Here is a 13,444-nt window from a genome sequence, read left to right on the forward strand (position 1 = left end):
AAACATCAAAGCGTCTGTTTGAATAAAGCAGGCGCTTTTTTTATATATGGTAACTAAAGCAAGGCTCCCTATTATGATATCAGAAATCGTTAACTTTAACTAACGTTAATTATTACAGATGGACATACAATCAGAAAAACTTCGCTTAATAGAGCAATTGACCCAATTGCAAGACGAAAACTTGATTAAACAAATTAAGGTTCTATTGAATGAGACTAAAAACATCGTGGGCACTACCTCTGAAGGAAAATCAATCAATCAATCAGACCTTATACAAAGAGCCAAAGCATCTAATAAGGCCATAGAAGCAGGCAAAATCACTAGCATAGATGACCTGGAAAAGGAAACAAAAGACTGGCTTCTGTGAAAGTATTTATAACCGACCCGGCTAAAAAAGCATTAAAAAACATTTGTGAATATTATAGTTCTGTAGGTGCCCACTCCTATGTAGAAAATTTAAGAACAGAATTCATCCAAAAAGCTCACAGCTTAAGTAAAAATTATCAAAGAGGACAGGTCGAAAATTTGCTTTCCTCCCTAAATCAAGGCCATAGGTATATTATATTGATCAAACATTTTAAAATAATATATCTAATTGAGGAATCCAGAATTATCATAACTGATTTTTTTGATACACGCCAAGATCCTGACAGCTTAATTGATAGGCATCAAACCTTTTAACACTTTCGATTTCTTGAATCAATGTCTCTTGACTTATATTTAAAACTATGATTTTACTTCAAGCCAGCCAGGAAGGCAGTGGAATGGGCGCTCTTTTAATGTTCGCCGTTACAATGGTTTTTCTATTGTCATTGGTTCTTACAAGAAAATTCAATTTAGGCATCTACTTACCCGGCGTACCCGTCCCACTACGTCGAGAGAGAAAAGCGATCCTGAAAAAATACTTTTCTTATTATGTAAAGCTGCCTCCCGAAAAGCAGAAAATATTTGAATACAGAGTGCAACGCTTCCTTCATCAAAAAGAATTCATCCCCAGACAAATGAAAGAAGTAAGAGAAGACATGAAAGTACTGATTGCTGCATGCGCAGTTCAGTTAACTTTTGGTTTTCCCAATGTCGCTCTCTCCTACTTTACCAGAATCCTGGTTTACCCAAACGACTACTACTCTACCATCAGCAAAAAATACCACAGAGGTGAAGTCAACCCTCGTCTAAAGGCCATCGTGCTATCATGGCGGCATTTTGTAGATGGATACCTGGATGAAAAAGATGGAAGAAATCTCGGACTACATGAAATGGCCCACGCATTGCGAATTGAAAATCTGATCAGAAACAATGAGTTCGGTTTTTTGGATGACAATATCCAGCAGCAATGGCGAATCCATGCCGGTGAAGAAATAGAAAAGATTAAAAGTGGAGTGAGTACTTTTTTTCGTGCCTATGCTGCTACAGACTTTGAGGAGTTCTTTGCTGTGGCTGTGGAAAACTTTTTTGAACGTCCCGAAGCCTTTCAGCAAGAATTACCACAACTGTACACCTTGTTAGCGTTACTTTTGCACCAAGATCCATTACGTCCATGAAAAAAAGAGTCCATCCAGCAGCAGAACGCAAAAGAAAGACAGTCACCATGAAGGACTTGATGGAGGCCATGCTGAAATCATACAACATTGAAGACAAGTTTGACCAGGCCAGTCTCATCACCCGATGGGAAAGGATCATGGGTGCCCCAATCGCCAATCGTACCTCTAATATAGAAATGAGAAAAGATGTGTTGATCGTAACACTTTCCTCTGCCCCCTTGAAGCACGAACTTAACAGTGCCAAGCAAAAAATTGTAGACAGAATCAACGAGGACTTTGGCAGAAAAGTCATCAATCAGGTACTGTTTGTATGAACGCCCTTGAGCAACTGTCAGATCACATCGCTCAATTCTCTCCCAAGGGATTCAAACTCTCTACCCATCAACTTGAAAAATTCTTTAGCTCAAAGAAGCTAACAAGAAAACAACATCTACTGACTGCAGGACATCCGTGTCATTATCTCTATTTCATCTCCAAAGGATGCATGCGATCCTATTTCATCAACCCCAAGGGTACGGAGCAAATCCTCAATTTTGGGATAGAGAACTGGTGGATGACAGATTACGATAACTTCAGCAATCAGCAGATAAGCCAACTCAATATTCAAGCTCTGGAAGACTCTGAGCTGCTTTGCCTCAGCAGATCGAATTTCGATCAGCTAATAGAACAACATCCAGAAATCAACCACTATTTTCGAGTCATACTAGAAAAGCGGCACACCGCAGACCAGCGGCGCATGCAGTATATGTTTACGCTGACGGCTGAAGAAATCTACAAGCACTTTGCTACTAAAAACACGCCCTTTCTACAACGGGTCCCTCAGTACATGCTGGCCTCCTATCTGGGGATGACTCCAGAGTCTCTGAGCAAAATCAGAAAAAAATTGATGGAAGAAGGTTCTTAATTTAGATTAAGAAATGCCTGACTCATGTGATGCAGTTTTGAATCAAAACATATTTTTCATTCAAAACCATTACAATTATGCAAAGAATTAGTTTTCAAGAAGCACACCAGGATTTGTTCAAAGGCATGTTTACCAATCAAAACTTGCTACATGAATCAAAACTCGATCATGGACTATTCAAGCTCATCAACCTTAGAGTCTCACAGATCAACCAATGTGCTTATTGTTTGGATATGCATTACAAGGAGGCCATAGCGGCAGGCGAATCAGCTACCCGATTGAGTATGCTGGCCGCATGGGAGGAATCAGCTGCTTTTAACGCTGAAGAGATGGCTGTACTTCGATTTGCAGAAAATCTCACTCTCACACACCAAGGAGCATTGAGGGAGGACATCTATTCCCAACTCGAACATCATTTTGATAAAGAAGAGATATCAATATTGACATTGGCTGTTGTGCAAATCAATAGCTGGAATCGTCTGATGAAAACCTTTGGTATACCAGCGGGTAAATACGAAGTAGGACAATATGCTTGATATCAACTGAGATGGCTCTGCTGGGCCATCTCAATTCCTACCCCTCATTTATTAATAATCCACTCTTATATTTTAATTTTATTAAACTTTACTTTAACTTTATTAAAACAAATGAGATATTTATTCAATGAAAGCCAAAATACCAGGTAAATGTCCGAGCTGTGAAAACACCCTACTTGTTACTGAGTTGGAGTGTTCAGCATGCGACACCAGAGTCAATGGAAAGTACAGTATGCCATTGTTTAATTATCTACTGCCTGATGAGCAAGCTTTCATTTTGGACTTCTTTAAAGAAAGCGGAAAACTCAATACAATGGCCAAACAGCACAAGGTGAGTTATCCGACACTGAGAAACAAATTGGATGATCTAATCAACAAGGTGAAAGCCTTAGAAAAAGCCATGAATTCCGATGATGAATCCTAAACTTTTAATCAATCCTTTCGAACGAATAGCGGGCGTTCAGGCGCTTGTTATTGGATTTGTTTCCATAGGATTGGCAGGAACCCTCGCAGGTCACAATGGCGCGCACTTTCCTGATCTGATCAAGACGCTGTACACCGTATCGAATGGGCCATTTGTTCCAGTGGCGGAAATAGGAGCAGCTGCCATAGCCCTGTTTTTACTGAGCAGTGTAATGGCATTCATTTTCAAAGCCAACTTTAGAATCATAGATCTACTAGGCACTGTTAGTTTATCAAGGGCTCCATATGTTCTGCTGGCATTAGGTGGATATCTGGGTGCAACCGGCATGCCATACGAATTATGGCAAGCCATCGTGCTTCCGCTTATTATTATTTGCCTTGCCTGGTCGATGATACTGCTGTATCATGCGATACGGATCAGTGCCAATTTGAAGGGAAAGCATCTATGGATCACTTTTGCTGTCACTACAATCAGTACGGAGCTACTGATGCTCCTATTCATGAAGAAAATTTATTTAATCATTCTTTAATTCAACTGTTATGAAAACCACAAGCCTATTTTTATTTGCCTCACTTTTGTTCTTCCAATGTGCCAATGCCACTATTGAGGGAGAAGATGAATTAATTGAAGTTTCAGATAAGATTCTGGACAATTTGATCAAAAACGATTTCGAAGCGGCCAGATCAGATTTCAATGATCAAATGACAGCCGCACTTCAAGCCCAGCAACTTAAGGAAGTCTGGAATGGCCTTAGCACCCAACTAGGGAGCTATCAGTCCAAGGGCGATGTGACTACCGATACCATACAAGGCTACCGAGTAGTTTATACCATTTTGAAATTCGAACAATCACCCTTCAAACTCAAGGTCGTATTTGATGATGCGGACAAGGTAGCCGGACTATTTCTGGTTCCTACCAATGCCAAATAACAAAAAAAGGGAGGGTTCAAATGAGCCCTCCCTTTTCTCTTTTCTAAGAGACTTACTATTTAAGCCATAGTATGATAGACGTTTTGCACGTCATCATCTTCTTCGATTTTTTCAAGCAGCTTATTCACATCTTCCTGCTGCTCTTCGGTCAATTCTTTTGTCGTCTGTGGGATACGATCGAAACCTGAAGAAAGAATCTCAATGTTGTTTTCTTCGAAGTACTTCTGCAACGAACCAAAGTCAGCAAAACCACCATAGACCATCATTCCGTCTTCATCTTCGAACACCTCTTCTGCACCATAGTCGATCAACTCTAGCTCCAGCTCTTCAGCATCCAGACCCTCGCTCTTTAGTCTAAAGTTGCAAGTATGATCAAACATAAACTCTACTGAACCTGAGGTACCCAGGTTGCCATTACATTTATTGAAATAGCTGCGGATATTGGCTACAGTACGATTGTTGTTGTCGGTGGCGGTTTCTACCAGCACTGCTATACCATGAGGAGCATAGCCCTCGAATAAAGTCTCTTTATAGTCACCCTGCTCTTTGTCTGTGGCACGCTTGATGGCACGCTCCACATTCTCCTTGGGCATATTGGCGGCCTTGGCATTTTGCATGACCGCTCTCAAACGAGCATTCGTATCGGGATCAGGTCCACCTTCTTTTACCGCGATTACGATGTCCTTGCCTATGCGAGTAAAGGTCTTTGCCATCTGGCCCCATCTCTTGAGCTTTCTGGCTTTTCTAAATTCAAATGCTCTTCCCATTTTTAGTCTTTTGATTAAAAACGCAAATATATAACGAAGGAAAATTATCTAATACCAATCAGATAAGTAAAGCGAAAGGAAATCGTATACTACAGGTCCGGTTCGACGTATTTGGCCTTAGACTCCAGCAAAATTTTAGAAAAGACTGGAATACTGGCATGCTCGAAATAGTCGTCAAACAATTGATCCAAATAAGCTTTTGAGAAAATATCTGTTTCGAGAAAATCCTCACTGATAGAAGGGATTCTTTCTCTGATTTGATCGTCGCTGATGGTAAGCAGAGTCCTGAAGATTCTGAAAAATTTGATTTCGTTGTAGTCTACTCTCGCATCAGCATTCAGAGTATCCATAGCAACCTGCACCAATGTCAATTCCTGATCCTGAGTCAAATGAGCATTCTTCAAAACTTTGAAATAATCCTTAAGGAAGCCCATCCCTAATCGGTTGATCACTTCAATTAAAAATTCTAATTCTTCATCAACATTGATGTTACCGAAAAGCTCACTTTCTGCAGCTAGCTTTCGGATCAGGGCTATTTCATTTTTATCGATATGACCATCACAAGTCATGAAGGAAAATGCCGTCTTGAATGCAATGGAAGGGAAATTGTAAATCCTGCTTTGGCTCTCCTGCATCGCCTGATTAGAAACCCAGTCTTTCACTCCCTGAATATTATCTTCTATTCGGGACTTGATCTGCATCTCTAGCGCAAACTCATTGGCGCTGCGCAATATCTCAAGCGCATTTTCCCCACTGAAATTGCTGTTATTCTGAACGGCCTTGAAATAATCAATACCACACTGAAGCACCTCAGTAGCCAATTCGTTGGCCAATACGCGAAATTCAGGCTCAGTTTCACCAAAAGTTTCTTTGAGCGCATCATACTTTGGTTTGGATTGAAAGATCAATTCCATTCCTGTCTCATAAGCAGACAATGCATCCGCCTTTCTTTTCTTCTTGGCTGTTGCTATGCTGTCTATTAGCTCCTTGATGTATTTCTGCGTCATTTCCTGTTGATTGAATAATTATTAGTAACACAAATTAATCAAAAAAACGCGAATACAATCCTTGCTTTGCTATAGAATATAGGTTTTGCTCTAGGCGCTCTGAGAAAGTGAGTCCTTTGCGTTCTCTCCAAAATAAGATTCCAAAGTCTGAAACCGATGATTGAAGATACCTAAAAGCTGTTTTTTGATGAATAAACCGTGCATCAAATGACCCAAAAACCCAAAGGGTAGCTTGTACGAAACCCTATCTGTCATCCAAACCTGTCCCTCCTTCTCTTCAAAAATATGTTCGTGGTGCCACATCGCATAGGGCCCAAATCGCTGCTCGTCTACAAAGAATTTTCCGGGCGCTACATGAGTGATTTCCGTAACCCATGAGCTTTTGATTCCTGGCAAAATCCCAACCTGATAAGTAATAATTTGCCCTACATGCATTTCGTCTACATTATCCGACGTTATCTGAAAACCCATATGTGCCGGGGTTATTTTGGCCAGATTCCGAGGAGTAGAAAAAAACTCCCAAGCCTCTTGCATGCTTGTGTTTACCAACTGCTTGACCTCAAGCGTGTAGATTCCAGAATGCCTTTTGATACTTACCATGATTACGATGCTTTTTTAATGATGGGCAGATTGGGATCTGGACTGTATTTCACAAAGTCCTTCACTCTCACATTAGACTTCAATGCAAAGAGCAAATTGTAAAGCCCAAAGAAGGTTCTGTTCATATAAATGAAATGCTCAGACCCTCTGTTTTGATTGAATTTTCTGAAAGCCTTGTCTTTCGAGATTTGTTGACCCTTTTCAGCTATTTTGTTAAAGAAATCCGCATTATTGAAATCAAACGAGTCTGACTGAAGTGGTGTAGTAAACAAGGCCAACAACTCCTGAAAGAAAGATTTAAAGAAAGCATGCTCCTCGGCACTGTCCTCCTTTTTCAATATTTCTAGTTCGAACAATTTCGCTTCAAACAATTCATCGTTGTGAATGTTTTCATAATCAGCGAGTTCGAAATAAGGCGTATAAAAACTCTCCGGAATCTCCTTAATGCAACCAAAATCAATGGCAACCAATTCCCCTTGATCATTTACGAGAAAATTACCCGGATGCGGATCTGCATGCACTTTTCTCAGTACATGGATCTGGTACATATAAAAATCCCAAAGCGTCTGCCCCAATTGATCTGCCAGAGCTTGGGCCTGATTGGACTTTTCGAATGCCGAAAGATGCGTACCATGCATCCAGTCCATAGTAATGATTCGCTCATTAGACCAATCCTTGTAGTAATTAGGAAAGCGCAAATGAGGGATCACCGAACAAGCCTGGGTGATTTCCAAACTCCGATTGAGCTCCAACACATAATCAGTTTCTTCTAGCAACTTGGACTCTACCTCACGAAAATATCGCTCCGTATCCCCACCCTTCAGATTAAACATTTGTTTGGCGATGGGCTTTACGATAGCCAAATCCGAAGAGATGCTCTCCGCCACACCGGGATATTGAATTTTCACCGCTAGCTCCTTGCCGTCCTTCACAGCCTTGTGCACCTGACCAATACTCGCTGCATGAGATGCCTCCGACACAAACTCATCGAAAAGCTCCTGAGGCCGCTGACCGAAGTACTTTAGAAAAGTCTTATTGACCAAAGGCGCAGAAAGCGCGGGTACAGAAAATTGAGCCAGACTAAATTTCTCCACATAGGCTTCTGGCAAGACATTCTTGTCCATACTGAGCATCTGAGCCACCTTAAGTGAACTACCTTTCAGCTGGGACAGGCTATTGTAAATGTCCTCCGCATTTTTTTCATTCAATCGCTCTCTGGCATCCTCAGGATTGATCAATCGATCTCCATAATACTTCAGCTGGTTGGTTCCTACCTTCAAACCCGTGGAGATAAGTTTGCTCGCACGACTCACTTTCCCCACTGGGATCTTATCAATTGATTTCATATATCCTTTTTAGATGTGTAGACTTTGCGCCTAATTTGATTGAAAAAAATATTTACGGTATACTAGTTTTTCCAACGTTCTTTGATCAGAAACTTGGCCAGATCAATCACGCCTTTGACAGGTCGAATATCCACCAATTCAAAAGCAGAATTAATGGTCTTCTCTATCAATATATCTGTCTTTTCGAATCCCGGAGAATCATCCGTCATCCAAAATTTCAGCACGAGCAGAAACTGTCCCCAGCCCAATTCTTCGATTGCTTTACCAGATACTTTGTTGATTTTTTCCTGCTCTACTTGTTTAGGAATTTCTAGTGAGGACAGGTACTTCTTGAAATGAACTCTAAAATCTTGCAGATCAGGCAGGTTATTTCCAATCATATTGGGCTGCTCGGTGGTCTGCAGAATATAACTTCTGTTCAGCGTTAAAATTTCGAATAGCGTGAAATAGAGCGCTAGCAACTTCTCTTTGCTGCCATAGCCGGCATATTCCTCAGACTTTTGCATGACCTCCAGGGTCTGCTCAAAAAAGGCCGTCCAGATACTTTTCTTCAAAGACTCCAAGCTTCCGAATTCCTGATAAAAATCTTGTTCTGAAATTTTAAGCTCCTTGCAAAATTTGAAGACAGAAACCGGGGCTCTTTCGTGCTCCAGGACACTGTTCATATAGTGCGAAATCATCTCTGATCTTCCTGCTTTTTTCTTCTTTGATTTTGTGGCAGTTGTCATATTTCTAGGCTTTTAGTTATGGTATACGTTATTTGTTTATCTTTTGGTTTGATATTTTAAACATTTTTCTGCTTATCAATTTCCATTTCTACGCTAGGTCAGACGTCTCAATTTTGCCTAACTTCGACCATAAGTCAAATCCAATACCCATGACAAATAAGGAAATCATAGAAGCAGTCAAAGAACACCCGGGCAACAAGGTAAAATTTGCCATCATAGATATAGACGGTGTTTTGCGAGGCAAGTACATACATAAAGACAAGTTTTTTGATAATCTAGATCACGGATACGGCTTTTGCGACGTGGTTTATGGCTGGGACAGTGCCGACAAACTCTACAACAAATCCAGCATCACAGGCTGGGAAAGAGGTTTTCCGGATGGCATAGCAAAAATTGACCTGGAGAGTTTTCGTCCTATCCCATGGGACAATGATGTACCTTTCTTTTTGGCAGATTATTCTGCCGGCGACAAAATGGAAGCCGTTTGTCCTCGCTCTCTCCTTAAAAAAATAGTAACCAAAGCAGAAGGAATGGGTTACTTCCCACAATATGCTCTGGAGTTCGAGTGGTTCAACTTTCACAAGTCAGAGGCCAATAACCAAAGTGCCCTGAAGCCACAACCTCAACCTATTTTTGATGGGATGTTTGGCTACTCTCTGGTTCGGATTGCACAGGGCAGCAACTATTTCAATGATATTTTCGATCTCTGTGAGGCCTTTGATATCAAACTGGAGGGACTGCATACCGAGACAGGTCCTGGAGTATTCGAAGCGGCCATTCAAAAAGACGCGATACTGAAAGCCGCCGACAAGGCAGCTCTATTCAAAACGGCCATCAAGGAAATCGCCCACCCATATGACATCACGCCAAGTTTCATGGCTAAATGGAATCAAAACCTACCAGGCTGCTCAGGTCACATGCACCAGAGCTTGCTAGATGAGAATGGCAAAAATGTTTTTTACGATCAGAAAGCCAAACCCCATATGAGTCCGCTTATGGAAAGTTTTCTGGCTGGACAAATGGAGGCGCTTCCATACCTGATGCCGTTCTTTGCTCCTACGGTCAACAGCTACAAGCGATTGGTTGAAGGTGCCTGGGCTCCCACTACCCTGACCTGGGGATTTGACAACCGTACGACGGCCCTTCGTATCCTCAACGACCGACCAGAAACGACTCGCATCGAGCATCGGGTAGCAGGAGCAGATGTCAATCCTTATCTGGCTATGGCTGCAGGATTGGCTTCTGGACTTTACGGAATAGAAAACAACCTACGACTAGACACCCCTGCATTCGAAGGGGATGCCTATAGCAATGGGCGCTTGAAAAGCCTACCTGACAATCTCCATGACGCCAACATCGCCATGAAAAGATCGAAACTGGCCAAGGAGATATTAGGAGAAGATTTCATCTCCCACTTTGCTGTAACGAGAGATCACGAATGGAATGAATATGTTTCCTCTGTTTCGGACTGGGAACTCAAAAGATATTTCGAAATCATATAAATGAACCGACAGCTCAATTTTAACGAAATCGTCCTGGAAGCCTGGGCGAAATACGACAACTCACGAGAAGTTGTATCTATCAACGATATCAGTGCACGCGTATCCACCAACCATGTCTTCAAACTGAAGCTGGAAACCGGTGCGATCATCATTGCCAAACTTTCCTACTTTGGCACATTCGACAATTTTTTGGAAGATCACTCGCTGGTCAACTCCATGTCGATCAACCTGCCTGATCCCTACGACAAGTTCATCTCTCGGTCCCTGACCAAGGGCAACACCTTGTTCACCCATAGGCACAAAGATCCTATAATAGACGCCTGGGTGGTTTTTTACAACCCGATCAAAATCAAAAAATTGCTTCCTAAGATTCTAGAAGAAGATCAAATCAAGAATCTGGGTAAACAATTGGCCAAATTCCACAAGGCCTGCTTTTCGATTCGCAATATCCTGCCTTCCTGGTCCAAAACCCTGAGGAGCGACCTGGATCACCTGCTACAGATTTTGGAAACGGAGGACGGTCAGTACGAACACCGTGGCAACATCGAGACCATCCAATACCAAATTGACTTGTTTCACAAAAACATGGACGAACTGGATGCCGATAGCTGGCCAGCCATTCCGGTTTTTGTCGATTGGAACATTGGCAATTTTTCTCTGGATCGAAATGGAAAATTCTTTTCTCGATGGGACTATGACTGGTTCCGGATGAGTTCCCGAATCATGGACTTCTACTTCTTTAGCCGGGTATGCTCCACCATCGGTGACAGGGAGGAGTTTAGCTACCTGATCGATCCGGTCAATGAAGACCGCTTTGTACTTTTCCTCAAAGAATACCACAAGATTTATCCACTTACCCGAAACGAAATTTTGTTTATCAAAGAAGCATACCGTTTCTTTATACTCAATTATGTCATCAAAGACGGGCGCTACTTCTTCCATGAAGTCTACGCCACCAAGCTTCAGCGGGAAGCTTACGAAATCTATCTTCCGCAGATCGACAACTTTGATGCGGACAAACTTTTAAATGCGCTAGACTTATAAAAACATGGAGATTCAGGAATTTAAAAATGTAGTAAAGAACTACGATATCGTGTTTTTTGATGCTTTCGGAGTGTTGAAAAACAGCAGTGGGATGATCCCACATATCGAAAAAACATTTGAGTATCTCATCAAACATGATATTGACTTTTATATCCTGACCAATGATGCCTCAAGAGGCCCTAAGTTGCTGGCCAAGAGCTATCAGGACGCGGGATTCTCGATGATCAACGAAGAAAAAATCATCTCCTCTGGCATGCTCGCCAGAGAGTATCTCCGCACCAAAGTAAAGGACGGGAAGGTCGCCTATCTGGGCACCAAACAATCTGCCCACTACCTGGAAGAAACCGGACTCAAAGCACTATCCATCGCAGACCTGGACCTCAATCATATCGATGATGTGAACGCGCTAGTGTTTCTGGATGACGAAGGTTTCGACTGGAGAGAGGATCTAAATAAGGTGATCAACCTGCTACGCATCCGAAACATCCCTGTGATGGTTGCCAATACAGACAAATCCTATCCAGTGTCCGAACGCATGGTAGCTATAGCTGTGGGTAGTATCGCTGATATGGTTCAAAAAATCACCGGCAGAAAATTTATCAAGTTCGGAAAGCCAGATTCCAGTATGTTCATTTTCGCCTATGAGCATACCAGAGGGGGTGCTGAGGTAGGAAAAGAAAAAATTCTAATGGTAGGCGACACGCTCTACACGGACATCATTGGGGGCAACAAGTTTGGAATCGATACGGCGCTGGTACTGACAGGTAATACCCTAAAAGAACAATACATGGACCGTATCAAGGCCATGGGGATATTGCCAGATTATGTGTGTCACTCGGCGGTCGTTTACTAGTCCCAAATTTTTCTAATTCTTAACCTGCAAAATCTTTGCTTGCCAGTTTTTTCTATTAATTTGGAAGCTTGAATTCACATAACATCTGTATTACCCCGTACCTTAGTATTCGCAGAAAGTTATGTTCGTTAGCACCATTTATACTCTTTGGCATATAGCATTAGACACCCTACTGCTCTGGATCACCAGAGGGTATGTCGCGCTATGTTCTGACCTGGATGATCTCGCACAGAGACCCGAGCCTCCGAGTCTGGATGAATATGCGCGTACCACGGACGAAAATTTTGATTTACTGTTTACCCTCCTGGCCATCTTTTGTCTGGCAGGGCTGTATCTAATTGTCAAGCAGTTTTTTCGTCGGATCAACATCCAGCGCAAGGTCCTACAACGCAAGGTGGATCAGCGTACCCAGGAAATCATCAGGCAAAAGGAAGAACTGCAGACCAAATCCGAAGAACTACAAAAGGCCTACGAAGAGATCAAAATCAAGAACATGGCCATCGAGGAAGCCTTTGCTCACCTGAGTACCTCATACGAAAAGATGGCCGACCTCAACCGTGAAAAGGACGGTATGATGAGTGTGGTAGCCCATGACCTCCGCACTCCACTCAACAACATCGAAGGCCTGATACAGTTGGTCTCTATGGACGACAACCTGAACGAGGAACAGAAAGAATACATCGCCAAAATCAGAACTGTAGTAGGACGAGGCAATGAAATGATCCGTGACCTTCTGGACATCAACAAGGCCAAATCGATGGATCCTCAGCTGAAAATTCAGAGCTTTACGATGGTGGATTTCATCACCAACTGGAAGAGTAACTTTACCAAACCACTGGCGGCTAAAAATCAGAGCCTCAAAATCTCTGGCAAATACAAGGAGCTAAATATGAAAACCGATCAGGGTCTGCTATCGCGTATCATGGACAACCTGATGTCCAATGCCATGAAGTTTTCGGATGCAGGCAAGAATGTCTATTTGGACATCACTCCCGTAGAAGAAAAGGTAAGAATCACCCTGCGCGACGAAGGGCCCGGGATCAGCTCGGCCGATCAGAAAAAGATGTTCAAGCCCTTTACCCGTTTGTCTGCCCGACCTACTGCCGGCGAACACTCCAATGGTCTGGGGCTATCCATCATCAAGAGCCTAACCGAACAGCTCGGAGGTCGCATCATTGTTAAAAGTAAATTAGGTTCAGGAACCGCTTTTGAAATCCTGATCCCTCAAACCGCCAAAAATAAGACATAAAAAAAGGACGGAGG

General features: G+C 42.4%; 18 protein-coding genes. 13 read left to right on the top strand and 5 right to left on the bottom strand.

All coding sequences use genetic code 11. From position 1 onward, the window contains the following. The first annotated feature begins 118 nt into the window (after nt 1-118). The 9 genes from N7U62_RS13705 to N7U62_RS13745 all read left to right on the top strand — a co-directional run bounded on the left by N7U62_RS13705 (nt 119) and on the right by N7U62_RS13745 (nt 4,334). The gene (locus tag N7U62_RS13705) at nt 119-367 is read left to right on the top strand and encodes a hypothetical protein (RefSeq protein ID WP_264138552.1); all 249 of its coding nucleotides are present in this window, start codon (nt 119-121) and stop codon (nt 365-367) included. Then, nucleotides 364-681 carry a type II toxin-antitoxin system RelE/ParE family toxin gene (locus N7U62_RS13710; RefSeq protein ID WP_264138553.1) on the top strand — a complete coding sequence of 106 codons (318 nt, stop codon included), beginning with the start codon at nt 364-366 and terminating at the stop codon, nt 679-681. The genes N7U62_RS13705 and N7U62_RS13710 overlap by 4 nt, the downstream gene beginning before the upstream one ends. 47 nt (nt 682-728) lie before the next feature. Next, the gene (locus N7U62_RS13715) at nt 729-1,541 is read left to right on the top strand and encodes a zinc-dependent peptidase (RefSeq protein ID WP_264138554.1); all 813 of its coding nucleotides are present in this window, start codon (nt 729-731) and stop codon (nt 1,539-1,541) included. Then, nucleotides 1,538-1,855 carry a DciA family protein gene (locus N7U62_RS13720; protein WP_264138555.1) on the top strand — a complete coding sequence of 106 codons (318 nt, stop codon included), beginning with the start codon at nt 1,538-1,540 and terminating at the stop codon, nt 1,853-1,855. The genes N7U62_RS13715 and N7U62_RS13720 overlap by 4 nt, the downstream gene beginning before the upstream one ends. Continuing rightward, entirely contained in the window at nt 1,852-2,445 is a 594-nt protein-coding gene (locus N7U62_RS13725) for a Crp/Fnr family transcriptional regulator (RefSeq protein ID WP_264138556.1), read from the top strand. Before N7U62_RS13720 ends, N7U62_RS13725 begins: the two co-directional genes overlap by 4 nt. Nucleotides 2,446-2,522: 77 nt before the next feature. Continuing rightward, nucleotides 2,523-2,981: a carboxymuconolactone decarboxylase family protein gene (locus N7U62_RS13730; protein WP_264138557.1), complete on the top strand. Its 459-nt coding sequence runs from the start codon at nt 2,523-2,525 to the stop codon at nt 2,979-2,981. A 127-nt stretch (nt 2,982-3,108) separates the two neighbouring features. Next, complete coding sequence (locus tag N7U62_RS13735; protein WP_264138558.1) at nt 3,109-3,405, top strand: DUF2089 family protein; 297 nt, start codon at nt 3,109-3,111, stop codon at nt 3,403-3,405. Further along, nucleotides 3,392-3,934, top strand: a complete 543-nt coding sequence (locus N7U62_RS13740) for a hypothetical protein (protein ID WP_264138559.1) — start codon at nt 3,392-3,394, stop codon at nt 3,932-3,934. Before N7U62_RS13735 ends, N7U62_RS13740 begins: the two co-directional genes overlap by 14 nt. A gap of 10 nt (nt 3,935-3,944) precedes the next feature. After that, entirely contained in the window at nt 3,945-4,334 is a 390-nt protein-coding gene (locus tag N7U62_RS13745) for a DUF3887 domain-containing protein (RefSeq protein ID WP_264138560.1), read from the top strand. A gap of 59 nt (nt 4,335-4,393) precedes the next feature. Here N7U62_RS13745 and N7U62_RS13750 read toward each other — a convergent pair whose 3' ends face one another. The 5 genes from N7U62_RS13750 to N7U62_RS13770 all read right to left on the bottom strand — a co-directional run bounded on the left by N7U62_RS13750 (nt 4,394) and on the right by N7U62_RS13770 (nt 8,782). Then, nucleotides 4,394-5,101 carry a YebC/PmpR family DNA-binding transcriptional regulator gene (locus tag N7U62_RS13750; protein ID WP_264138561.1) on the bottom strand — a complete coding sequence of 236 codons (708 nt, stop codon included), beginning with the start codon at nt 5,099-5,101 and terminating at the stop codon, nt 4,394-4,396. Nucleotides 5,102-5,190: 89 nt separating this feature from the next. After that, nucleotides 5,191-6,108, bottom strand: coding sequence for a tellurite resistance TerB family protein (locus N7U62_RS13755; RefSeq protein WP_264138562.1), 918 nt, complete (start codon nt 6,106-6,108; stop codon nt 5,191-5,193). 90 nt (nt 6,109-6,198) lie between these two features. Next, nucleotides 6,199-6,708 (bottom strand): SRPBCC family protein, encoded by a 510-nt coding sequence (locus tag N7U62_RS13760; protein WP_264138563.1) that lies wholly within the window; start codon nt 6,706-6,708, stop codon nt 6,199-6,201. A gap of 2 nt (nt 6,709-6,710) precedes the next feature. Then, complete coding sequence (locus tag N7U62_RS13765; protein WP_264138564.1) at nt 6,711-8,054, bottom strand: ABC1 kinase family protein; 1,344 nt, start codon at nt 8,052-8,054, stop codon at nt 6,711-6,713. Between the two features lie 62 nt (nt 8,055-8,116). Further along, nucleotides 8,117-8,782: a TetR family transcriptional regulator C-terminal domain-containing protein gene (locus N7U62_RS13770; protein ID WP_264138565.1), complete on the bottom strand. Its 666-nt coding sequence runs from the start codon at nt 8,780-8,782 to the stop codon at nt 8,117-8,119. A 149-nt stretch (nt 8,783-8,931) separates the two neighbouring features. On the opposite strand from N7U62_RS13770, the gene N7U62_RS13775 reads away from it, so the two are divergent. The 4 genes from N7U62_RS13775 (at nt 8,932) to N7U62_RS13790 (ending at nt 13,430) form a co-directional block, all read left to right on the top strand. Continuing rightward, entirely contained in the window at nt 8,932-10,284 is a 1,353-nt protein-coding gene (locus N7U62_RS13775) for a glutamine synthetase family protein (RefSeq protein ID WP_264138566.1), read from the top strand. Further along, complete coding sequence (locus N7U62_RS13780; protein WP_264138567.1) at nt 10,285-11,328, top strand: aminoglycoside phosphotransferase/kinase family protein; 1,044 nt, start codon at nt 10,285-10,287, stop codon at nt 11,326-11,328. Between the two features lie 4 nt (nt 11,329-11,332). Beyond that, complete coding sequence (locus tag N7U62_RS13785; RefSeq protein WP_264138568.1) at nt 11,333-12,181, top strand: HAD-IIA family hydrolase; 849 nt, start codon at nt 11,333-11,335, stop codon at nt 12,179-12,181. A gap of 121 nt (nt 12,182-12,302) precedes the next feature. Then, on the top strand, nt 12,303-13,430 hold the full coding sequence (locus tag N7U62_RS13790; RefSeq protein ID WP_264138569.1) for a sensor histidine kinase: 1,128 nt from the start codon (nt 12,303-12,305) through the stop codon (nt 13,428-13,430). Nucleotides 13,431-13,444: the final 14 nt, after the last annotated feature.

Source organism: Reichenbachiella ulvae (genome assembly GCF_025833875.1).
GTDB lineage: Bacteria > Bacteroidota > Bacteroidia > Cytophagales > Cyclobacteriaceae > Reichenbachiella > Reichenbachiella ulvae.